19 protein-coding genes are annotated in these 21,694 nt (G+C 71.1%); 14 read left to right on the plus strand and 5 right to left on the minus strand.

Translation table 11 applies throughout. The features are described 5' to 3' along the window. Positions 1–20 precede the first annotated feature (20 nt). The gene (locus GA0115240_RS26240) at positions 21–1,238 is read right to left on the minus strand and encodes a PP2C family protein-serine/threonine phosphatase (RefSeq protein WP_093740303.1); all 1,218 of its coding nucleotides are present in this window, start codon (positions 1,236–1,238) and stop codon (positions 21–23) included. A gap of 444 nt (positions 1,239–1,682) precedes the next feature. Here GA0115240_RS26240 and GA0115240_RS26245 point away from each other — a divergent pair, with 444 nt between their 5' ends. The 5 genes from GA0115240_RS26245 to GA0115240_RS26265 all read left to right on the plus strand — a co-directional run bounded on the left by GA0115240_RS26245 (position 1,683) and on the right by GA0115240_RS26265 (position 9,553). After that, positions 1,683–2,003 carry a hypothetical protein gene (locus GA0115240_RS26245; protein ID WP_093740305.1) on the plus strand — a complete coding sequence of 107 codons (321 nt, stop codon included), beginning with the start codon at positions 1,683–1,685 and terminating at the stop codon, positions 2,001–2,003. Next, entirely contained in the window at positions 2,000–3,427 is a 1,428-nt protein-coding gene (locus tag GA0115240_RS26250; protein ID WP_093740307.1) for a hypothetical protein, read from the plus strand. The genes GA0115240_RS26245 and GA0115240_RS26250 overlap by 4 nt, the downstream gene beginning before the upstream one ends. Continuing rightward, positions 3,393–4,370, plus strand: a complete 978-nt coding sequence (locus GA0115240_RS26255) for a DUF6086 family protein (protein ID WP_161302464.1) — start codon at positions 3,393–3,395, stop codon at positions 4,368–4,370. The genes GA0115240_RS26250 and GA0115240_RS26255 overlap by 35 nt, the downstream gene beginning before the upstream one ends. Before the next feature lie 291 nt (positions 4,371–4,661). Further along, the gene (locus GA0115240_RS26260; RefSeq protein WP_093740311.1) at positions 4,662–6,896 is read left to right on the plus strand and encodes an ATP-binding SpoIIE family protein phosphatase; all 2,235 of its coding nucleotides are present in this window, start codon (positions 4,662–4,664) and stop codon (positions 6,894–6,896) included. A gap of 266 nt (positions 6,897–7,162) precedes the next feature. Then, positions 7,163–9,553 carry a hypothetical protein gene (locus GA0115240_RS26265; protein ID WP_093740313.1) on the plus strand — a complete coding sequence of 797 codons (2,391 nt, stop codon included), beginning with the start codon at positions 7,163–7,165 and terminating at the stop codon, positions 9,551–9,553. Between the two features lie 241 nt (positions 9,554–9,794). Here the strand turns inward: GA0115240_RS26265 and GA0115240_RS26270 are convergent, their stop codons facing one another. Further along, entirely contained in the window at positions 9,795–10,475 is a 681-nt protein-coding gene (locus GA0115240_RS26270) for a DUF4291 domain-containing protein (protein WP_093740315.1), read from the minus strand. Between the two features lie 468 nt (positions 10,476–10,943). On the opposite strand from GA0115240_RS26270, the gene GA0115240_RS26275 reads away from it, so the two are divergent. The 5 genes from GA0115240_RS26275 to GA0115240_RS26295 all read left to right on the plus strand — a co-directional run bounded on the left by GA0115240_RS26275 (position 10,944) and on the right by GA0115240_RS26295 (position 14,523). Continuing rightward, positions 10,944–11,726 carry an NPP1 family protein gene (locus GA0115240_RS26275; protein WP_237555222.1) on the plus strand — a complete coding sequence of 261 codons (783 nt, stop codon included), beginning with the start codon at positions 10,944–10,946 and terminating at the stop codon, positions 11,724–11,726. A gap of 151 nt (positions 11,727–11,877) precedes the next feature. After that, the gene (locus GA0115240_RS37250) at positions 11,878–12,042 is read left to right on the plus strand and encodes a hypothetical protein (protein ID WP_161302466.1); all 165 of its coding nucleotides are present in this window, start codon (positions 11,878–11,880) and stop codon (positions 12,040–12,042) included. A gap of 12 nt (positions 12,043–12,054) precedes the next feature. Beyond that, complete coding sequence (locus tag GA0115240_RS26285; RefSeq protein WP_093740321.1) at positions 12,055–12,444, plus strand: DoxX family protein; 390 nt, start codon at positions 12,055–12,057, stop codon at positions 12,442–12,444. A gap of 176 nt (positions 12,445–12,620) precedes the next feature. Continuing rightward, positions 12,621–13,139 carry a hypothetical protein gene (locus GA0115240_RS26290; RefSeq protein ID WP_093740323.1) on the plus strand — a complete coding sequence of 173 codons (519 nt, stop codon included), beginning with the start codon at positions 12,621–12,623 and terminating at the stop codon, positions 13,137–13,139. Between the two features lie 238 nt (positions 13,140–13,377). After that, on the plus strand, positions 13,378–14,523 hold the full coding sequence (locus GA0115240_RS26295; protein ID WP_256069990.1) for a PQQ-binding-like beta-propeller repeat protein: 1,146 nt from the start codon (positions 13,378–13,380) through the stop codon (positions 14,521–14,523). Positions 14,524–14,593: 70 nt separating this feature from the next. Here GA0115240_RS26295 and GA0115240_RS26300 read toward each other — a convergent pair whose 3' ends face one another. Beyond that, positions 14,594–15,250, minus strand: a complete 657-nt coding sequence (locus GA0115240_RS26300) for a DUF4240 domain-containing protein (protein ID WP_093740327.1) — start codon at positions 15,248–15,250, stop codon at positions 14,594–14,596. Positions 15,251–15,731: 481 nt separating this feature from the next. Here GA0115240_RS26300 and GA0115240_RS26305 point away from each other — a divergent pair, with 481 nt between their 5' ends. Both GA0115240_RS26305 and GA0115240_RS26310 read left to right on the plus strand, forming a co-directional pair. Continuing rightward, positions 15,732–16,982: a metallophosphoesterase gene (locus GA0115240_RS26305; protein WP_093740371.1), complete on the plus strand. Its 1,251-nt coding sequence runs from the start codon at positions 15,732–15,734 to the stop codon at positions 16,980–16,982. A gap of 175 nt (positions 16,983–17,157) precedes the next feature. Then, the gene (locus GA0115240_RS26310) at positions 17,158–17,454 is read left to right on the plus strand and encodes a DUF3303 family protein (RefSeq protein ID WP_093740329.1); all 297 of its coding nucleotides are present in this window, start codon (positions 17,158–17,160) and stop codon (positions 17,452–17,454) included. A gap of 154 nt (positions 17,455–17,608) precedes the next feature. Here GA0115240_RS26310 and GA0115240_RS26315 read toward each other — a convergent pair whose 3' ends face one another. Then, positions 17,609–17,995, minus strand: coding sequence for a hypothetical protein (locus GA0115240_RS26315; protein ID WP_237555223.1), 387 nt, complete (start codon positions 17,993–17,995; stop codon positions 17,609–17,611). 212 nt (positions 17,996–18,207) lie between these two features. Further along, positions 18,208–18,798, minus strand: coding sequence for a snapalysin family zinc-dependent metalloprotease (locus GA0115240_RS26320; RefSeq protein ID WP_346267985.1), 591 nt, complete (start codon positions 18,796–18,798; stop codon positions 18,208–18,210). Positions 18,799–19,012: 214 nt separating this feature from the next. Between GA0115240_RS26320 and GA0115240_RS26325 the strand changes: the two genes are divergently transcribed. Continuing rightward, a complete protein-coding gene (locus GA0115240_RS26325; RefSeq protein ID WP_093740373.1) occupies positions 19,013–19,528 on the plus strand; it encodes an HAD domain-containing protein in 516 nt (171 codons plus the stop codon). Between the two features lie 332 nt (positions 19,529–19,860). Next, positions 19,861–21,669, plus strand: coding sequence for a choice-of-anchor P family protein (locus tag GA0115240_RS26330; RefSeq protein ID WP_141708972.1), 1,809 nt, complete (start codon positions 19,861–19,863; stop codon positions 21,667–21,669). The last annotated feature ends 25 nt before the right edge of the window (positions 21,670–21,694 follow it).

Consider the following 21,694-nt stretch of genomic DNA (forward strand, 5'->3'; position numbering starts at 1 on the left):
CTGCCGTGGCTGCGCCGGCGTCAGCGGGCGTACCGGACACCGGAGCGGGCGTGCGAGGCACCGGTGAGGTCGGCGCCGGTGGCGGCATCCCGCCTGGCACGGTCCACACCGTGCCAGTCCAGGCACATGACCGTCGCGTCGTCCCTCAGGTGACCCCGGTTGACGTCGACGATCGCCGCAATGAGCGTGCGGGCGGCCTCGCGGGGGTGTTGCGCTCGGGTGCGGACGATCAGTTCCTGCAGGTCAAGGCTGCTCGCGCTGCGCTCCAGCATGCCGTCCGTGAGCATCACCAGCCGATCACCCGGCTTCAGGTCCAACGACTGGACCCGGTAGGCGTGCGGGGCCTGGACGCCGAACGGAAGGTCGATCTCCGGAACGAGCTCCTCAACCGCCCCGTCCCGCATCCGCAGCGGCCAGGGGTGTCCGGCGTTGATGAACTCGGTCCCGCCGTCGAGCAAGCTGATACGGAGCAGCTGGCCGGTGACGTAACCCCGGCGGCCGTGTTCCCGCACCGCTTGGTCTGCCTGGCGGGCCTGCTCTTCGAGGCCGACTCCGGCCCGTCTCGCCCGGCGCACGGCCCCCACGACGATGGTGGCCAGCAGTGCGGCCGCGACGTCGTGGCCCATGGCATCGGTGACGGAGAGTTGCACCGTGTCCCGGTCGATGACGTAGTCGAAGGTGTCACCCCCGACATGGTCGGCGGGCTCGAGTACCCCCGCAACGCTGAACTGCGCCGCTTCGCACGCCAGCGACGCCGGGAGCAGCCGGTGCTGGATCTCCGCGGCCAGGCTCAGCGGGTTGGTGCGGCGGGCCCACTGGTACACGTCGGTGAAGGACCGGTTCGCGATGACGATGTATGCCAGCGCGTGCGCGGTCTCGCCGATCTCGCGCATGATCTCCGCGTCCGGCGCCTTGGGCAGGAAGAGTTCGAGGAGCCCGAGGGTATCCCCGCGGTTGGTCACCGGGGCGACGATCCGCACCAGCGTTCCCCCGCCGTTGTCCTCCACCAGCGGCTGCTGGGTCCGGATCGCATCGTCGTACAAGGTGCCCCGCAGGAAGATGCGCCGAGCCGGTTCACCTGTCTCGACGCTTCCCGCGGCCCCCAGCCGTACGACCGAACTACCGGTGAAGTCGATGATCAGAAACGACACCGACGCCGCCCCGAGGTGCTCCTTGAGAATGTCGGCGACCACGTCGAGCGACTCCACCGGAGCCGCGGCCTCCGCTGCCGCCAGCATTCCCGCCAAGATCCCCGAGTCCGCTCGACGACTCCCACCCTCGGGAGGACAAAAGGCCCGCCCGCCGTCTCCGTCCGGCTCCCTTGAGACCACGGCGACTCCTCACTGCTCGATGACGCTCAGGGCTCCGTCCCGGCTACGCGGGAGTCCCGCGCCGAACCGGCCCTGAACCGGTCATGCATCACGCGACCCTCGCCTGCGCCCGGCCCCGCAGGCAACCGGCCCACCCCCCTCTTGGAGCATGTGCGGCCAGGGCCTGCCTACCCGTGTGCCCCGCACCTGGAACAACAGTCATGGAGCCGCCGGGACGACGCCCCGGGCAGCGCTCGGTGAAGGCCGGCCGCACTCGACCTCCGGCCCGCGTCCGTACAACACCTGTTCCGCGTAGCTCCCGCGCCTAGAATGGCTGCGGCACAGCGCGGTTCGGGCGACGTGGGGGCTGGCGTGAGTGATCTCAAAGCTGATACCGCGCGGTTGAGGGAGTGCTCGCGGTCGTTGCAGCGGATCTACGACGAGTTCACCAGCCGACCGAATCCGACCGAAGGCTACTCCGAGGGCGACCTGGGAGATGACCGGATCATGTCGGCGTTCAAGGATTTCGGGGACAATTGGCGGATCCACCGGGAGCGGCTGGCGGAGAGGATCCGCACGCTCGGGGTGATCAGCGAGGACGCCGCGACGTCCTACGAGGGCGTGGATGCCCAGTTGGCGGCGGCGTTGCGCAAGCAGGACTCGGACGCCTCGCATGGGGGCGGGTTCAAGTGAGCCGGCCGCCGGCGCACGAGTGGGCCGTGCTCGGTGAGGGCGGTGACCCGATACCGGGCGATCCGGAGACGGTGGTGCTGCTCGGACTGACGTTGCGCGACACCGCGGACGACATCCAGCGCGAGACCGGCGAGGTGCAGGCGCTGGCGTCGGTGGAGTCGTGGACGTCGGACGCGGCGGGGCGGTTCCGGGACGCGGCGCACGACACGGTGGGCGACCTGCGCAAGGCGTTCCACCGTTACGACGTCGCCGCCGCGGCGATGGGCGTCACCGTGCGGGAGGGCAGCGACGCCGACTGGGCGAGCGCTCTGGCGCAGGCCCAGGCTCTGTCGCTGAAGGCGTTACACGACGCGCAGGCGGCGGACGCGGACAGCAAGGCGGCCGGACGGCACCTCCAGTCGCTGCCTGCGGACACCCCGAAGGACGATCCGGAGGCGACGTCCGCACACAAGAAGCAGCAGGCGGCGCAGGATGCGCTGAGCGCGGCGAAGCGGCTGCTGGCGTCGGCGAAACACATACGGGACCAGGCGGCGAGCGCCGCCGCCTCGCGCATCCACCAGGCGATCACACACGACGGGATGCACGACAGCACCTGGGACAGGATCAAGGACACCACCGGGACGGTCCTGTCGGACACCGGGCACTTCCTGGAGAACGCGGGGGAGACGGCCCTGTCCGACCTGGCGTCGCTCGGCAAGGCGATGGCACACGACGCCGGCGCGGTGGGTGAGGTGCTGGCCGGTGTCGGGCTGGCCACGCTGGGCGCCGGCGGAGAGATCGGCGGCGCGGCCCTCGACGTCACCGGCGTCGGTGCTCTTCTCGGCGTGCCGGCCGGCGTGGTGTCGGCGGCTGCGATCGCCGGCGGTGTCGGCCTCATCGCGGCCGGCGGCGGCAAGCTCGCCATGGACGCGGCCGGCCCTGATCGCGTCGACATGACGTCCGAGGGCGGTAGCGGCGGCGGAGGCGGCGACTGGTCCGGGACGGAGACGTCGAAGGGCGAGCCCAAGCCGATCTCCGAGGAGGACCAGGCCCGCTACACCGAGCGCAAGTCGGATCTCTCGGGGCTGAGTCGCAACAAGCAGATCGCCGAGGTCCGCAAAGGCATCACGGAGAACGGGCAGAAATACAAGCCCGAGGGAAACGCCCTGAAGGGCGGCAAGCACGGCATCGACTGGAACGAGGGGCCGCAGCGGGCCAATCAGTCCGGGAACCCGCAGGGAAAATTCGGCAGCCCGGCCGACGTGGATTATGCCCTACAGAAGGCTGCGGAACTCGGCCCTGGAAAAGAGGGTTTCTTCGATCTGCCGCCGGACAACGACTGCGTCGAATACCTGCCGGGCCAAGAAACCCCCGAGAAACCCGACGCGTTGTACGTCAAGGTCCGAGCGGATGGTACGGTCCACGCGTACCCTTACACCAAATAGGCTGGTCATGGATTTCTGGATTCAGACGGGCTCGCCGGAGGCCCGCGACGTCCCCGGCGTCGTGGACAACATGCCGGAGGCCATCGCCGAGATGTACCCGGCGGACACCGACCGCATGGTCCTGTCCTGGAACGGTGTGCCCGTGTCATTGGTGTACTGCGAGGAACTGCAGGTCATGGTGGACGACATCGCCGTGATGCTGGCGAGGCTGGCGGAAGGGTCGGACAAACCGGTGCACGTCCGCTGGGGGCCGTCCGGCTTTCAGGCCGAGTGGCGGATCAACCGGGACGGCGACGACCTGGTTGTCGACTCCCACTGGGACACCGTCGACTGGGGGCCTGCGGACCTGCTCAACAAACGCAGCCGGCTGGTGGTGCCGGAGGCGCATTTCCGCAGCGAGTGGCTGAAGGTATTGCGCCTGCTCGTCGACGACATCGCGGCGCGGTCCGTCGTCATGGAGGACACGCTCATTTTCGATCAGGTCCGTGCGGTGCTTGCCGCCGGAACGCTGCCGCTGGCTTCTGCGGAACAGATCCAGCGAGGCGCCCGCATTCCTCGGACCACCGGGAATACGGTTGAATTCCGCGCCGCAGCCGAGGAGAGCAAGGAATCCGGCGCGGTTCTGTGGGCGGTGGATTCCGCCGTCGCCCGGCTTTTCACCGGCCATGCCGCCCTCGTCTCGCAGTTGCTCGGCATCCCGTCCGGCATCGGCGCCGACGCCAGGATCGACGGGGAAGCCCTGCGCGAGTTCTGCGAGGTGGCGCTGGATCGGTACGGACGCACCGACCAGGGCATCGAGCGGTCACTGACTGTCGGTTTCCTGGCGACCGCGCTGGAACTGCTGCACCGGGCCGGCCACGACGTCCCCCCGACCGTCTCCGCCGAACAACGCGCCGCCTGGACCGCCCTCCGCGACCAGCACGCCCCTCAGATGCCCCGCTGACCCAGGGCGCCCAGCGACCGGTCCCGCCGGCCTGTGGGCGGCCACGGCTGTCCTCGTCGAGCGGAGCGAACGGTCCCAGGGATGTCCCCGGCGCCCCCAAGGCCTGGCGGGCGGTGGTGACGGCCGCCGCGACCGCCCAGGGACCGGCCAGGGACCGGCGGGACCCGCCAGGGACCGGCTGTGGACGGCGGACCGTTCGTCTCGAAGAGTGCTAGCGTTCTTGAGGAGGGGTGAAATCTGGCGATTTTTACTATTCCTCCGTTCCCCTGAGCAGAAGGCGGGCAGGGCGAAATGACAGCTGGGAAGGCCTCCTCCGCAGACTCCTCCGGTCCGCCGGGCTCGGTGGATCCCGGGGCTTCGCCGGCTGCTCGGTCCCCGGACGGAAGGCAGCCGGACAGCAGCCGGGCCCTGGCCTTCGCCCTGGCCCTCCAACAGGCGAAGACGTGCCTGGGTGGCCTGGCAGCCTTGGCGCACTGGCGTGAGCCCGCTGACGGGCGGCTGCGGCTGGTGGCTTCCGACGAGGTCACCCCGGCGGTCGCCGAGGCGTGGGCGCAGCTGCGCGGCGAGCAGGACACGGCCCCGGCACGCGCTGTCCGGCGCGGCGGCTACGTGTGGGTGGACGGCGACGCACTGGGGATCGGGGCGTCCGGCACAGCCGCGGTGCCGCTCCTCGGCGCCGACGGTCCCGTCGGGGTGTTGTCGGTGCTCACGGGCGCGGCCGGCGAGCCGGACGAGACGCAGCGGTCCTTCCTGCGCGCGATCGCGGCATGGGCTGCGGCGCGCGTGCACGGTGTGCCCCAGCCGTCGGCCCCTGGTCCGGTGGCCATGGCGGAGCGTTCCATCCTGATGGGCGAGCTGACCGCAGCGCTCGCCGAGGCCGTGACCGCCCAGGACGTTGTGCAGGCCGTCGCGGACTATGTGATGCCCCCGTTCGGCGCCGACGGGCTGCTGGTCCAGGTGCTCAACGAGGACGAGCGGTTGTATGCCGTCGGCTCCGCCGGATACCCGGAGGAGTTCACCAGGCTGATGGACGGGTTCCCGCTCTCCGACTACGCCACCGTCCACGACGTGGCACGGACCCGCACTCCCCGCTTCATCGAGTCGAAAGCCGAGTACAACCGGCTCTATCCCTCGATGAGCCAGGTGAGTGTGCACTCGCCGAAGGAGGCGTGGGCGTTCCTGCCCATGATCGCCTCCGGCCGGACCATCGGCCTGTGCACGGTGTCCTTCAGCGAGCCGCGCCCCTTCAGCGACGAGGAACGCACCCTGCTGACGGCTCTGAGCGGCCTGGTCGGGCAGGCCCTGGAGCGGGCCCGCCTGTACGACATGGAGCACGCCCGCGCCCGGGAACTGCAGCGCGGTCTGCTCCCCAGCGCGCTGCCCCGGCTCCCCGCTGTCCGCGCCGCCGCCCGCTACCTGCCTGCGGCCCAGGGCGAAGAAGTGGGCGGCGACTGGTACGACGTGATCCCGCTGTCCGCCGACCGGGTCGCCATCGTGATCGGCGACGTCATGGGACACGGCATCGCGGAGGCGGCCACCATGGGACGGCTGCGCACCGCCGTGAGCACTCTCGCCGACCTGGACATGGCTCCCGACGAGTTGTTCGACCGCCTCAACGACCTGGTTTCCGACCTGGGCGAGGACTTCTACGCCACCTGTCTGTACGCCGTCTTCGACCCGGTCGCCCGCACCTGCTCGTACGCCTTGGCCGGCCACCCACGACCGGTCGTCGTCCATTGCGACGGCACCGTCCACAGCCCCGTCGTCGCCGCCGACCCGCCGCTGGGCGCCGCGCATCCGCCCTTCGAGACACACCAGCTGCAGCTGCCCGGCGAGAGCCTGCTCGTCCTGTGCACGGACGGGCTCATCGAGTCGCCCACCCAGGACGTGGACCAGGGGCTGGACCGGCTCCAGCAGGTCCTGACCCAGGCCGCCGCCGACACCGCGTACTTCCAGGTCGCGGACGAAGAGGACGACGTCCGGCAGCTGGAGGAGCTGTGCGACACGGTTGTCTCCGCTCTGCTGCCCGAGGACAGGCAGACCAACGACGACGTCGGCCTGCTCATCGTCCACACCCGGTGCACCGACCCGCGTGACGTGGCCGGCTGCGACCTCCCCCAGGATCCTCGGGCGGCCGGTCAGGCCCGCCAGTACATCCGCGCACAGCTCACCGCCTGGGGACTGGCCGACCATGTGCTCACCACCGAACTACTGGTCAGCGAGCTGGTCGGCAACGTCGTCCGGCACGCGAGCGGCCCGGTCCGGCTGCGCCTTCTGCGCAGCCGGAGCCTGATCTGCGAGGTCTACGACGGCAGCCTCAACACCCCCCGCATCCGCCACGCCGACTACACCGACGAAGGCGGCCGCGGCCTGCAACTCGTCGCAGCGCTCTCCCGGCGCTGGGGTGCCCGGTATCTCCAAGGCGGCAAGTGCATCTGGACCGAGCAGGACTTGTCGAAGACCGACCAGCAGCTGCCGAACGCCGAACTCGAGGGCGCGGGACCCGCCGCCCCGCATGCCGCCTGACGCATGGGGAGCCGGCACCAAGGATGTTGTTGCTCGACGTCAAGGCATTGGGGTTGGGCGAGCAGCTTCGCCCGGGGCCGTCCGACGGCAGGCCGCAGCTGCCTTCGTGGTCAACTCGTCTGCGCCGTACCGGGAATGCGACGGGGCCCCTCCGGGCCTGCGGGGCAGCCGATCTAAGCTGTGCCGTCGTACGAACGAAGCTCACATCCCCACGCCTTCGACGTGCGCCACACGACATCGCTGCACCATTCTGGGGGGATCCTCAATTGCGGCTCCATCACCGGCGCCCGCGCCCTGATCGGCGCGAACCGGGTAAGAAAACACTCCGGGCGGCCCTGGGCCTGCTCGCGATCTCGGCAGCGTCCGCGATCGGCGCGCCGGCCGCGCACGCGGACGCGTCGACCGACCTCGCTCTCAGCGGCTTCTCCAGCATGACCGTCGACCAGTCGGCCGGCCATGTGTTCGTCAGCCAGGGCGCCGACGGTTCGGGGATCGTCGCCACTGACCTGCAAGCGGCGGATCCGCAGCTGATCGCGGGCACCGCGGGGGCCACCAGCATGGCCGTGTCACCGGACGGCGGCACTCTGTACGCGGTGGTGCCGGACAGTGGCCTCATCCTGGCGATCGACGCCCGCACCCTGGAGGTCACCGCCCAGTACAGCCCGGGCAGCGGCCTCACCGTCACCTCGCTCGCGGTGGCCGGCGGCAGTGTCTGGTTCGGCTGGACCTCGGCGACCGACCGGGGTCTGGGCTCGCTCGCTCCGGACGGGGCGGTGCGGTCCAGCGTCTGGCACACGTCCGGCGCCGCCACCCAGGTGCTGGCCGGCACGCCGGTCCCGGGGAACGAACTCGCCGTGGCGAGTTCGTTCGACACGCTGTACACCTTCCAGGTCATCGACGGCGCCCTGCAGTGGCAGGGAGCCCTCCAGTACACCGTAGGCTCACCGGACTCGCATCTCTTGCTCACCCCGGACGGCAAGGACGTCGCCGAGTCGGGGGCAGGGGGCTTCCCGGGATGGTTCGCCACAGCTCCTGCGGTCTCCGACCCCGGGGCGGTCGATCCGCCGACGCTCGCAGTGGCTCCGGTCCGGCCGTACTCAAGAACGGACCCGCTGGACTTCCGCCATGCCGTGATCGCACCGGACGGCTCCCTCGCCACGTCCGAGGGCGCCGACCTCATCGTCGAGAACACGTCCGGGACACAGATCGGCTACCGGTTCCCCCTGCCGGACGGCGACAGGGTGCCCGTCGGCGGCCTCGCCTGGGCCCCGGACTCCAGCGCTCTCTACGCGGTCGCGCAGGACACGGGCGGCGGCTACCACCTGTTCGCACAGACGCAGCCGGAAATCGGACGAGCAGCGCTCGGAGGCGTCTTCCTGTCCTCGTCGATGTACGCGGGCCAGCCCTACACCTTCCAGCTGGAGGCCTGGTCGGTCAGCGCCAGCGTGTCGAACTCGCTTCCGAATGCGGCGGTCACCCTCACTCTCTACGACGCCGAGCACCCCGGGGGGCTGCCGTTGCAGCCGACCACCGCCCATTTCGGCGGGACCAGGGGCTGGACCGTGGCCGGCACCTATCCCGTCCACGGGACGGGCGTCTCGATCCAGGTCCAGCTCACCGACCCCCAGGACGGGGTCGTGCCGATCAACCAGACGTTCACTCCGGAACGACCGATCGTGCCCGACACCGCCGCGACCGGGGCCTTCCAAGAGACCGGCACCACCGATCACGACGGGAACTTCGTCCGCGGCAAGGCGATCACCTTCACCGGTGACTCCTACGTCTGGCGCAGCGGGGCCCCGCTGACGGGCGTCGGCAAGGTCGACGTGGTGCGCGTGGACGCCCAGCACCCGGCCGGCATCGCGGTCGGCACCGTGACCACCGACGCCAAAGGCCACTTCACCTTCACGGACACGCCCCAGGTCGGCGGCCTGGTGCACTACCGGTTCGCCTACGACACCGCCGGCACCGATCTCAACCTGACGCGCCAGCAGTTCGAAGAACCGGTGCTCGTGGACCGTGCCACCACCCCGCTGAGCGTCGCGGTGGACAAGTCCTCGTACGCCTACGACGGGACGATCAAGGCGACGGCGCACCTGGGAACGACGTACAACGGCCGCACGGTCACGCTGGAGGAGCGGCCGGCCGGCGGCGCGGTCAAGGTGCTCAGGACCGGCACGGTGGACGCGAAAGGCAACGTGTCCACGTCCTTCACCTCCCCGGTGTCCGCCACGGTGTACGCGGTCTTCCCGGGCGACTACCGGTACGCCCCGCGGACGGTGAGCGTGATCGCGCGCGTACAGGCGCGGGTCGGCGAGCAGGAGAGCGCCGACCACGGATCGGTGCGGATCGGCACCACCACGTACCGGATCTACCGCCCGGGCACCAAGCCGTCGTTGACCGCCACGGTCGCACCGGGCAAGGCCGGCGAGTGCGGCATCACCTTCCAGTTGCAGCACTGGTACCAGGGAGCCTGGCGCACGATCTCCACCAGCGCCTGCGTCAAGGCCAATGCCTCCAGCACCGCCACACACGCCTTCGCGGGCCTGACCAAGGGAGGCCAGTACCGGGTCCGCGCCGTCTGGAACGTCATCACCGCCGACACCCGCAACGTGACCACCTACGGCGCTTGGGTCGACCTCACCGTCCGCTCCTGACCTCATCGGCCCTTGTCCCTGGCCTTTGTTCCTGGCCCTTGTCCTTGGCCTTTGTCCCTGGCCCGTTCGCTCGCCCGAGGCTCCACTCGGGCGAGCGAACGGGCCGCGTCGTTTGCCCCGGGCGCGGATCCGCGGGCTGCACCGCGGCACCTGGAAGTCCGTCGGCGAACGCGTCCGCTGTCCCGCGCCGCCCGGCCGGACCGGAGCCGTCAAGGCGGCCGGTCCGCCGTAGCGATGGTGATCAACCCGGCTCGGCGCCGAGGCGACGCCCGGTCCGAGCCGCCGTCTGCTCACCGCCCACCCGAGGCTCTGCACGAGGCGCTGCACGCGACGCACCGATGCGGGACGCGAGCGATCCGGGTAGCGGGTAGGGGCGTTCAACCGGCAGCAGCCGGGCGGCCTGCTCTCCTGCCCCCTCGCGGGCGAGGTCGTGGACCGTACGGGCAAGGTGGGTGACGTCGTCGATACCGACGATCCACTCGTCGAGGTAACGGTCGACCGCCTCACCGCGCAGGCCGACCTGCAGCGCGCGCACCGACATCGGCCGCAGGTCGAGGTCCCGCTCCGGGTCCCATTGGACGCGTACGGAGCTGCGGCGCATCTCGCGTTTCCACTGGTCGCGTGACGCGTGGACGCGGCCGTCGTATCCGGACAACGCACTGTGGGCGAGAGCCCACTCGAACCCCTCCCGGCGAATCCGGATGGCCAACACCCGCTCTTGTCCCACCGCGGAACCCCACGAACTGCGGTACATCATCCACAGGAACGAGGGCTTGATCCACGTCATCCGGCCCCGGTCGTACCCGTCGGGAAACCGCCCTTCGGCCGCCGCCGGGCCGGCGATCTCCGAGGAGTAGGCCTGGTAGACCGTGATCGTCTCGGCGGAGTAGAGGGCACGGATCTCGCGCGGCACGTCAGACACAGGTGCATGCTCGCAACCGGCGCCGTTTCGGGCCACCGGGTTTTCACCGCCGAGCCGACACCTGGTTCGCGTGAGCGCGAGGGGCGCCAAGGGCGGGCCGGCTGCGGTCCGGCAAAGAGGGGGCTCTCCTCGGTCGCCTTTGACGGCTTACCCGAGCCGCGACTCGGGCTGGGACACGATGGGCCCATGCCGCACATCAGCCCTGGCCCGAGCATCCCGCTTATTCTTCGGCATTTCGGCCGTTTTAGGGTGACAACCGCGGCTCGAACGTGCGCCCGTTCACACCGCGTTCATGCCTGGAATGGAAAAGGGAACAGGTCGCCCTGATACATGTCCTTGGGCTTGGAGTGCCGCCGGTGAGGTCAGCGGCGATCCGGCCGGCACAGCCCGCTAAGGAAGGAAATGGGAATGCGTTCGTCTTCGGTGGGACAGGTATCACGCGGTTCGGTCGGACGGAGGTCGAGGGGGATGATCAGGGCGGGGCTCGTCGCCGCCGGTACCGCCACGGCGTTGTTGGCGGCGCCGCTCACGGCCCAGGCCGACGTCATCGGCAATCTCCCGGCCGGCGCCGGCGGCACGGAGGCGTCGTTCTCTCCCGCGTACGACTACGACGGGGACGGGTGCCTCGCCACGTCGGCCGAGGACATCCAGGGCAACCTCAACCCGGGCCTCGCGCTGGGCGGAGCGGTGAACGGGCACTGTCACGACATGGCCCAGCTGAACAGCTCGAACACGTACGCGCGCAGCGAGTGCAACAACGGCTGGTGCGCGGTCATGTACGACAGCTACTTCGAAAAAGACCAGTCGACCAATGGGGTGGGGGAGATCGCCGGCGGTACCAACGGCCACCGGCACGATATCGAGTCCGTGATCTCCTGGGTCAATCAGTCGTCGAACCAGGTGGAGTACCTTTCCGTGTCCCAGCACGGCGATTGGAAGACGTACACCCGGTCCCAGGTGCGGTTCGACAACTCGCATCCGAAGGTCGTTTATCAAAAGGACGGCGGCTTTACTCACGACTTCCGTATCGCCAACGCCTCGGACGACGCGGTGGAGAACCCGACCCACCAGTGGTTCTATCCGCCGCTCGTCGACTGGAACCACTGGCCGCAGGTGAATGCCCCCACCAACTGGCTGCGGGACCGGTTGATGGCGGCGGACTTCGGCTCGGCCACCTTCAAGATCAAGGACAGCGCGTTCGTCCCGGAGCTCGGCCGCGCGAAGCCCCTGGAGATCCCCTTCCAGCCGTGAGGCGCGAGGTCTCCGTTCTGATGGCCCCACCGTTCGAGGCGGGGCCATCGGTGTCTTCCGCAGCGGCGGTGACCGCCCAACGCCCGCGGTGGCCGGGGCGGTTGGACGTATATGCCTCGTGCGGGAGTTCACCGTGCGGGAGGATCGTCTCGTGGCAGTCGTCCGAGCCGGGGCGCGACTGACGGAACTCACCGAGAGCCGGGACCGATTCGCGCGGGGCAGCATGCGGACACCTCAGGAATCCTGGGAGGAGACCGGCCTGCTCCTCGACCTCGCGATCGACCTCACCGAGGTCATCGGAAACGTCTCGGGCTGACCGGAGGAAATCATGAACCTCGCGCTGTGGATCATCGCCGGACTTCTGGCCGCGGCCTACCTGCTCGGCGGAACCTTCAAGGTGATCACACCGAAGGAGAAGATCGCTGCCGCCGGGCACAGCGGGCGGTGGGTTGAGGACTTCGGCGCCGGCGGTGTGAAGGCCATCGGAGCCCTTGAGGTTTTGGCCGCGGTGGGCCTGATCCTGCCCGCTGTGCTGGACATCGCGCCGGTCCTGGTCCCACTGGCCGCCCTCGGCCTGGTGATCATCATGGCCGGCGCGGCGATCACCAGAATCCGGCGGCACGAGTTCAGCCTTCTGCTGATCGACCTGGTCTACCTCGTCCTGGCCGCGTTCGTGATGTGGGGCCGCTTCGGCCCCGAGTCCTTCACCAGCCATTGACGTCGGGAACGGGGAGGCCCCGGGGTCCCGTACGGACACTGCGACCGTGGCCCGCTGCGTCGCGCCGCCTGCGGCACGCTCCTCGTCCGTGTCACCGAACCGGACGCAGCAGGCCGACTCGGCCTCACCGAGTTCGCCGGTGGCTGAGACCTCACCGCAAGGAGTCCGGAACCGCGATGCTCTACGACCGCGCCGCCCTCGTCCGATGCCGGCTGCATGTTCTCGCCGGCCCCACGAGTGGATTCGGCGACTACGAGCAGGAGAACGACGCGTTCAACAACGCGCTGTACGCCTACAACCAGGGCCTTGAGACGGCACTCGAGCAACGGTTCGGCACGTCGCTGGACATCAGCAGAGCCGCGGACTTCGCCGTGCGGCCGCTCTTGATGCTGCTGCGCAGCACCGCACGCTCGTATCTCAGCGTGCGGACGCCCTGGTCCGATTATCTGGAAGCAGGACTGCTCGTGAAACGTCTGGAGCAGGCCGGGCCGGTCGGTGAGCGCGTTTTCGCGGCGAGCCACCGTATCGAGGAGGCCGTCACGATCTCCCGCGAGGCCCACATGGAGATCCTCGACGCGCTGGCTCAGCACGTCCTCGGTGACCAAGCGGAGGCGGTCTTCACCTCCGGCGACCTGCTCGCCGACGGCTTCGACGACACCCGGCGGCCCGAGGCGTCCGACTACCCGGACGAGTGACGGGCGCCGGGCGCCCCGCGCAGGAGAGGGACGCCGTCACCGCCGCAACGGTGGAGCGGTTCACCTGTTCGAAAATGCCGCGCGAGGGAGGCCGCTTTGCAGGACGATGGGGGTGGAAGGCGGGCCACCGAACCTCGGGTCCGGTCCGCTTCACGCGCGTCGCCAGGGCGATGCCGAATGATGGGGGGACACCCGAGTGAAGTCTCGACGAGTTGCCGCCGTTCTGTTAGGCGCGGCGGTGTCGGTTGTCGCGCTGGTGACGCCGGCCGGTGCGGAGCCGGCCCAGGTCGGAGTCTCGACCACTTACCAGATCAACGCACGGCACGACGGCAGTGTTGTCGACAGCGGTGTGGGGGCCCCGCCGCTCAGCCAGAAGTGGTCGCGTGATCTGGGCGGGAGTGTCTCCTACCCCATCGTGGCCGGCGGGCGCGTCTTCGCCACCGCTGTCGCGCCGGACGGCAATGGCACCGTCCTCTACGCCGTCAACGCGGCCACCGGCAAGAACGCCTGGGCACCCGTCGCCCTCAGCGGCGGCTATCCGTGGTCCGCGCTCGCCTACGGGGGCGGCCGGCTGTACGCCCAGAACTCCGACGGTGTGCTGACCGCATTCAACCCGGCCACCGGCGCGACGATCTGGACCGTCGCGCTGCCCGGGCAGTACGCCTTCACCTCGGCGCCCACTTTCGCCGGCGGCGTGGTGTACACGGGCGGCGCCGGCTCGGGCGGCACCCTGTACGCGGTGAACGCCGTCAGCGGCGCGGTGCTCTGGACCCAGTCGGTCGAGAACGGGGACGAGAGCTCGCCCGCCGTCACGGCCAAGGGGGTCTATGTCTCCTACGCCTGCGAGCAGACCTACGCCTTCGATCCCACGTCCGGCGATCCGATCTGGCATCACGACACGGACTGCGAGGGCGGCGGGGGCCGCACGCCCGTCCTCGCCGACGGCGGTGTCTGGGTCCGGGACGTCGCCGGGATGGCCCCCTCGGTCCTCAAGGCCGGCACCGGGCAGGTCCGCAGCACGTACGACGCCACCGGATCGTCGCCGGCGCCGGCCTTCGACGGCCGTCAGGGCTACTTCGTCGACGATGGTGTCCTCCAGGAGCGGTACAGCCCCACGCTGGCCACTCGCTGGACGTTCGAGGGCGACGGCCAGATCAGCACGGCGCCGATCGTCGTGAACGGCTACGTCTACGTCGGCTCGCGAACCGGTGAGCTGTGGGCGCTCAACGGCGCGACCGGTCAGTCCGTCTGGTCCACGGACGTCGGCGCGCCGATCGCCGATCCCGACGAGCAGAACGTGTCCCAGCCGCTGACCGGTCTCGGCGCGGGCGGCGGGCTGGTGGTCGTCCCGGCCACCAACCTGCTGGTCGCGTACGGGCACTGAGCAGCGGGGGTCGCCACCGGTTTCCGGCGGCGACCCCCTGGCCCGGGCCACCGCCGGGCAGGCGGGCGCCTCACCCGGCAGTACGTCCATGGGTCCCATCGCTCGCGGTGGGACCCGTCGGCGTACGGGGTCCGCGCGGTGCGAGGTCGGCCGGAAGGTGGAGCGCGGCGAGCCGCGGCAGGCGACGGTGCACCTGGTCGGCGTCCCGGACGTCGACGTCCTCGCCCATGTCCGTCCCGGCGGCGATGTCCGTCGCGGCCGCGTCGCCGGGCCGGGCTTCCCAGCCCCATCGTTCCCAGGCCGCGTAGAAGTCCTCTTCGTCACCGGTGAGTCGCTCGAAGGCAGCGGGGGCGACGTAGTTCACGGCCTCGTAGAACAGGACGTGGCGGTCTCCCGCGCCGGCCGCCGCGGCGACGAGTGGGTGGCCGGCGAGACTGTCGGGGTCGGCGGCGACGCGCTCGTACCAGGTACGCCCCTGGGCGATCACCCCCGCGCGGAAGTCCGTGAAGCCGTCGTCCGAGCAGCCACCGCCGATGAGGTCTGCCGCCGCCCAGACGTCCCAGCGGTACAGGGCGCCGAGGAGTTCCTCGAAACGTTCCTGGTACGCGAGCACCTCCCGCTCCGAGCGGAGGGCCAGCAGATCGACCAGCGCCTCGTCGAAGGTGCCGGACTCCGTCGCGCGCGAGCGCGCGGTCTCTATCAGGTGCCAGAAGGCGTCCGTGTCCATGACCCGGCACTCTGCCATCCGGGACCGGCGTCCGACGTCCCGGTCGGGTCGGGTCGGGACAGGGCAGGGCAGGGCAGGGCAGGGCAGCCGGGACAGCCTGCCCACGGTGGCGCGGGTCCGGTTCGGCGAGCGCTTTCTGGCCGTCGGCCGGCTCGTGGACGACGACTCGGCCGGTGACCCGCATGGCGGCGGCCGGACTGGGCGACCGCACCGCCGTTCGACCGTCGGGATCCCATCGGCTGAGCGGCCACCGGCAGGCACCCCCACCAGACCCGCACCCGCACCCAACACAACAGCCCCGCCCGAGACTTGCCGAACCGCGGCCGCCGGATCCGGACGATTCCCTTGGGCGCCGGGTGGCGGATGATGGGGACCGGCACAGTGGGACAGCGGATGTGAGGGGCGGCGCGCGGTGACAGACAGCGAATCCATCCGGTCGGAGGCGGACCTTCGGTCGGCCGGCGAGGGGCCGGAGGCCGGCGTGGCCGTCGCCCGGCCCGGGGCGGAGGACGGACCGGCTCCCGCGCCGGGCCCTGAGGCGGAGGACGGGAGAGAGCGCCGGTCGTCCCTGCGGCGGAGGCTGGGTGGGACCGTGGTCTTCCTGGTCCTCGCGCTGCTGTTCGTCCTGCCCTGGTGGACTTTGTTCGCCTCCGGCGTCGACTGGCCGTTCCCGGTCTTCCTGGCCGGCACGGTCGGCTTCGCCTGCTGGCTGGTCTCCTTCCCGTTCCTCATGGTCGCGGGCCACGGGCACCGACGGGCCGACCGTGCGGCTCGCGTCGCGGACAGCACACTCGGGATGGTCTGGGTCCTGTTCACCTGGTCGGTGCTGGGCGGCCTGGTGCACCTGGTGCTGATCGGGCTCGATGCCGGCGGCGCCCACCGGGCCAGGATCGTCGCCGCGGCCGTTGCCGTGGTCTCGGCCGGCCTGCTGGCCTGGGGACACCACGAGGCGATGCGCGTGCCCCGGGTGAAGCGGCTGGACGTGCGCGTCCCCCGGCTCGGCGCCGGTCTGGACGGCACCCGGGTCGTCGTGCTGGCCGACACCCACTTCGGGCCGATCGACCGGGCCGGCTGGTCGGCGCGGGTCGCCGAGGCGGTCAACGGGCTCGACGCGGACGTCGTGGTCCACGCCGGCGACATTGCCGACGGCACCCCCCTCCAGCGCCGGGAGCAGTCCGCGCCGCTGGGGACGATCCGGTCACGGCTGGCGAAGGTCTACGTCACGGGGAACCACGAGTACTTCGGCGAGGCCCAGGGCTGGCTGGACCGCATGGCGGAACTGGGCTGGGAGCCGCTGCACAACCGCCATGTGGTGGTGGAGCGCGGCGGGGACCTCCTGGTCCTGGCGGGCGTGGACGACGTGACCGCGGAGTCCTCCGGCCTGGCCGGGCACCGCGCGAACCTGCTCGGCGCACTGGCGGGCGCGGACCCGGACCTGCCGGTCCTGCTCGTCGCCCACCAGCCCAAGTATGTCGCCCAGGCCGCTTCCGCCGGCATCGACCTGCAGATCTCCGGGCACACCCACGGCGGCCAGATCTGGCCGTTCCACTACCTCGTCCGGATCGACCAGCCGGTGGTGCACGGCCTGAGCCGGCACGGCGTGCGGACCCTGCTCTACACCAGCCGGGGCGCCGGCTTCTGGGGGCCGCCCTTCCGGGTCTTCGCACCGAGCGAGATCTCGCTGCTCACCTTGCGGTCGGGCACTGCCGGGACGGACCGCGACGACCGTTGACCGGGCCGGCCGCCCGGCGAGCGGCCCTCTGCCGCATCTCCCGGGCCCCGGAAGCACATCGCCGTGCCCCCGCGGTCACTCCGACGACCTTCTCCGGCTGCGGCCTCCCCGGACCTCGCCCACGCTGGGCGGACGGCACGGGTGTGCCGGCGCGCCGAGGAGAGGTGGAACGACCATGAGGGTGATGCTGACGGTCCAGATGGACACCGAGAAGGCGAACAAGGCGATCACGGACCGTACGCTGCCCGCCGTCCTCACATCGGTGTTCGACCGGATCAGCCCCGAGGCGGTGTACTTCGGCAGCGCGGAGGGGATGCGCACCGGATACATCGTCTTCGATCTGGAGGACGCGGCCGACATCCCGAGCGTCGCCGAGCCGTTCTTCCAGGAACTCGGCGCGAAAGTCACCTTCATGCCGGTGATGAACCTCCAGGACATCCAAACGGGCCTGCGGAACCTCGACGCGAACTGACTCACGGGCCGCCTTCGGAAGGGGGTCCGGTGGGCGCCCGCTGATGTCGCGGGCCCGGATACGTCGTCCTTGAAACGGCGTACGCGGCCCGCCGGGCGAACGAAGGTCCCGACCGCCGGGCGGTCGGGACCTTCGTCGTCAGGCGGTCGCGGTTTCAGTGCCCGTTGCCGCCCGCTGCGGCCGGCCGGCCGTCCCGGTCCGTGGGCTGGAAGCCGACGGTGTAGGTCCGGGTGACCGAGCCGTTGGCCGAGGTCACCGTGATGGTGCGGGTGGCGAAGCGGGAGTTGGTCGAGGAAAGGACCGAACTGCCGTCGGCGACCTTCACCCGCGCGCCGGACTGGGCCGGCACGGCGGAGACGGCCGGGATCCTCGCGTCCTTCGGCCAGTCGACGACGTACGTCGACACGTTCGGGTCGAACCCGTCGATCACGGCGCCTCCCACCGTGACCGCGTCGGCGTCCGCGACGCTCGCCTGGGTGGCGTCCGAGAAGTTCGTCACCGTGACCGACCCGTCGGCGTTGACCGCCACGCGGGCCGCCATCGCCGCCGCCAGGTTGATCCGCTCCCAGCTCGCGCCGCCGTCGGCGGTGAGGTCCAGCGGGTAGCCGGAGTCCGTCGCGGTCTGCTCGAGGACCTCGGTGCGCTGCTCGGTGGTGAGGTTCGGGAAGGCCGTGATCAGCAGGGCCGCCGCGTCGGACGGCGCCTCGAGAGCCTGCCCGCGCCGGTCAGGTCTCGGCGGTCGGTTCTCGGCGGTCAGCGCGCGCCGGTCAGCGCCGATCCGGACCAGATGTCGATCACGACCTGGTGCTGCTTCGGGCTCACCGCTGCCGTGCGGCCTGCGTAGTTCCGGTCGACCTGCGCCGCCTCGGCCGCGCTCGGTTTGGCATTGACGCAGGACGTGCCGGGGCCGTGGCCGGACATCAGCTCCGAGCAGGGCCCCGTGTAGTCGTCGGGCAACCCGAGGATGTGCCCGGTTTCGTGCGCCGCGATCCGGGTCACGTCGTATCCCTCGTCGACCGCTTCCTGGCCCAGCTGCACCTGCCCTCTGCTGCCACCCGGGACGATGGGCCCGAGCGTCGTCTGGGGCCAGCCGGCCGTCGCCTTGTAGACGAAATTGGCCGAGCCGCGCGAAGTCGCGGGCTGCAGATGCACGTTGTGCACCGCGCTGTTCCAATTCTGCACACCTTGCGTGATCGCGCTCGCCCACTGGCCCGCTTGACTGGCGTCGTAGGTCAAGGTGACCACGGCCGCGGTCGCCTTCGGCGCGGACCGCGCGGAAGGCGCGGACTGCGCGGAAGCGACACCGGATGTGGCGCCCAGCATGACCGGGATCACCGCTGCCACGGCGATTATTCGCTTGATCATGAGACTCGCGTGCCCCCTCAGTATCAGTTGCCCGATGGGCCACAAGGGCACCATGCCGACAGCGGGATCCACAAGTACCCGGCTGTCAAAAGGCTTTGAACGATCTGTCCGGCGGTGATCGTTTCGGCCGTTGATCAAGGAGGAGGGCGGCCGCGCGCTGAGCAGCCGCGCTGAGGGCCGCTACGGTACGGAGGTGACCGGTTCCCCGGGGCGGCGGCCCCTTCTCTTTCTTGATGTCGACGGGCCGCTCATCCCGTTCGGTGGGGCGCGGGAGCAGTATCCCCGGGGGTATCCGACGTATACGCAGACGGAAGCCGGCGCGAATCCGCTGCTGGCCAGGGTCGATCCGGCGCTCGGGCCCCGGCTGCTGGGGCTGCCGTGTGACCTGGTGTGGGCCACCACGTGGGGGTCCGAGGCGAACGAGTGCCTCGCGCCCCTCCTGGGTCTGCCGCAACTCCCCCAGGTCACCTGGCCGGAGCCGTCCGAGGAGGACGAGCGCGGCGGCTTGCACTGGAAGACCCGGGGCCTCCTCCTGTGGGCGGCCGGGCGGCCCTTCGCCTGGCTCGATGACGAGATCACCGATACCGACCGCGCCTGGGTGGCGGCACACCACCCCACCCGCGCCCTGCTGCACCGTGTCGACCACCGCCACGGCCTCACCGACGCCGACTTCGCCGCCCTCGACGAGTGGCTGCGCGCGGGTCGCTGACAAGGCGACGGGGCCTGCGGGCCGGGCTTCGGAAGACTCGTACCGATCCCGCCGCGTCCGCCCTCGCCGAACCGTCCGCGCTCGACGGCAAACCATCCGGGACCGTCCCGCCGCGGCAGCGCCGGGGGCGTGTGGCAGTACGCACCGGCTTGTGCGGCGTGCGGGTCCTCGCGTGCACCAGCCGAGGCGCCGCGCGCCGGTGCGCGGACCGCGGGGAGCCGGGGAAGGTGGCCGCAGACATCCATCGCGGTGGCGCGGCCTGCCGGTGCCGGCGATCGGACGGCGTACCGGCCTACCGCATGCCCGTATTGCTGCACGAAGGGGGTTCTGGGATGAGGGACTTCGGCCTGGGAGAGATCGGCGCGGCGGGAGCTGACGCGGCGCCACGGCGCGGGAGGGACGGGCGGGTCGTCGGACGGCCGCACGGGCGGTGGCGACGACGGGTGGCCGGGGCGCTGCTGGGCGCCACCGTGCTGGCCGCGGGATCGCTGGCGGCGGTCGGGCCGGCCGAGGCGAACGCGCCCGGCAGTCCCGGCATACCGAGCGCGCCGACCACGGTGTTCACCGAGGGCTTCGAGAACGGCGAGGGCGCCGCGGTGACGCCGCTGCCCGACTACACCGGGGGCGCGCCGCTCGCCGAGACCTACTCGGCGGATCCGGCCTGGCTGACCTCCTGCAACGGCCTGCTCGTGTCCGAGCAGGCCCCCGCCACTGCCCCGGCCGGCGCCAACTGCGGCGGCTTCTGGGCGGCGAACAAGCAGATGGCCGCCGCGCTGGGTACGTGGGCGGGTGGCGACGCGGCCACCAACCACTCGCTCACCGCCTACACGCAGGGCGATCCGGGCGCGGGGCGTACCGAACTGCAGACCGTGACGCCGATCCCGCTGAGCGCGGACCACCGGTTCCTCACCTTCTCGGTGGACGCGGCCGCGCAGAACTGCTTCACCACCCACCCGCTGCTGGCCTTCTACCTGCTCGACGGCGGCACCGCGCGCGCCGCGTTCAGCTCCCCCATCGACCCCTGCCAGCACCCGGGCCAGGTCATCAGCGGTACCTCGGTGGGCACGTACGCCAGCAACGGCTCGGTGCTGTTCAGCGGCGACTCGGCCGGCATCCGGCTGGTCAACGAGCAGGCCAGCGGCAACGGCAACGACGGCGCGATCGACAACGTGCGGCTGCTGGACGCCACTCCGCAGCTCGACCAGGGCTTCGCGCCGGCCCAGTTGCCGGTGGGCGCGCCCAGCACCTTGACCTTCACCGTCACCAACACCAGTGAGCTGGCCGCGAAGGACGGGTGGTCCTTCACCGCGCGACTGCCCGCCGGCCTGCGACTCGACGGCGACAGCGCCGCCACCACCTGCGGCTCCGGTACGGCCGCCGCGGACGCGGCCGACGGCTCGGTGACCGTGCACGGCGATCTGGCCGCCGGGCAGCAGGACTGCACCGCCACCGTCCGGCTCACGTCCACCACCGGTGGCACCTACCAGGTGTGCGGCTCGGCGATCACCGACCCGGTCGGCGTCGACCTGCCCGGCTGCGCCTCGGTCACCTTCACCGCGCCGGTCTTCGACGCGCGCTCCCACGGCGTGCGGTTGACCTCGCCGCTGCTCGGCGTCGGCCCGCTGCCCGTCTCGGCCCACTCCTGCACGTCGCTGCCGGGCGACGACAGCCATTCCGTGCTCAGCGCCGGGCTCGGCAGTGTCGGCGGCCTCGGCGTGCTGACCACCGACGCGTCCGGCACCGTGGACGCGGACGGAACCCGCACCGCCGCGGCCCACGCCCAGGCCACCGGGGTCAATCTGCTCGGCGGCCTGATCACCGCCGACCTGGTCGGCACCTCCGCCCAGGCACGGCAGTCGCTCACCGGCACCGGACCGGGCGCGATCACCTCGACCGGTACGACCACGCTGACCGGTCTCCGCGTCGCCGGGGTGGCCGTCGCCGCCGACGCCGCGCCGAACACCACCATCGCCGTGCCCCTGGTGGGCTCACTGGTCGTCAACCAGCAGACGCCCGTCGCGGCGGGCAAGGGCATCACCGTCACCGCCCTGTCGCTGACGCTCCTCACCGGGGCGCACGTCACCGTCGCCCAGAGCACGGCGGCCCTGCTCACCACCACGGACGCCTGCCCGGCCTCCTGACCTCGGCGCCGGCGCATCCGGCGGG

Origin of the sequence: Streptomyces sp. DvalAA-14 (genome assembly GCF_900091855.1) — a bacterium.
GTDB lineage: Bacteria > Actinomycetota > Actinomycetes > Streptomycetales > Streptomycetaceae > Actinacidiphila.

What these genes read in the sequence shown, in the direction of transcription:
- GA0115240_RS26240 (WP_093740303.1), bottom strand. Translation starts at nt 1,238, where the DNA reads ATGCTGGCGGCAGCGGAGGCCGCGGCTCCGGTGGAGTCGCTCGACGTG.
- GA0115240_RS26255 (WP_161302464.1), top strand. Translation starts at nt 3,393, where the DNA reads ATGGTACGGTCCACGCGTACCCTTACACCAAATAGGCTGGTCATGGAT.
- GA0115240_RS26260 (WP_093740311.1), top strand. Translation starts at nt 4,662, where the DNA reads ATGACAGCTGGGAAGGCCTCCTCCGCAGACTCCTCCGGTCCGCCGGGC.
- GA0115240_RS26275 (WP_237555222.1), top strand. Translation starts at nt 10,944, where the DNA reads ATGATCAGGGCGGGGCTCGTCGCCGCCGGTACCGCCACGGCGTTGTTG.
- GA0115240_RS26285 (WP_093740321.1), top strand. Translation starts at nt 12,055, where the DNA reads ATGAACCTCGCGCTGTGGATCATCGCCGGACTTCTGGCCGCGGCCTAC.
- GA0115240_RS26290 (WP_093740323.1), top strand. Translation starts at nt 12,621, where the DNA reads ATGCTCTACGACCGCGCCGCCCTCGTCCGATGCCGGCTGCATGTTCTC.
- GA0115240_RS26300 (WP_093740327.1), bottom strand. Translation starts at nt 15,250, where the DNA reads ATGGACACGGACGCCTTCTGGCACCTGATAGAGACCGCGCGCTCGCGC.
- GA0115240_RS26310 (WP_093740329.1), top strand. Translation starts at nt 17,158, where the DNA reads ATGAGGGTGATGCTGACGGTCCAGATGGACACCGAGAAGGCGAACAAG.
- GA0115240_RS26315 (WP_237555223.1), bottom strand. Translation starts at nt 17,995, where the DNA reads ATGGCGGCCCGCGTGGCGGTCAACGCCGACGGGTCGGTCACGGTGACG.
- GA0115240_RS26330 (WP_141708972.1), top strand. Translation starts at nt 19,861, where the DNA reads ATGAGGGACTTCGGCCTGGGAGAGATCGGCGCGGCGGGAGCTGACGCG.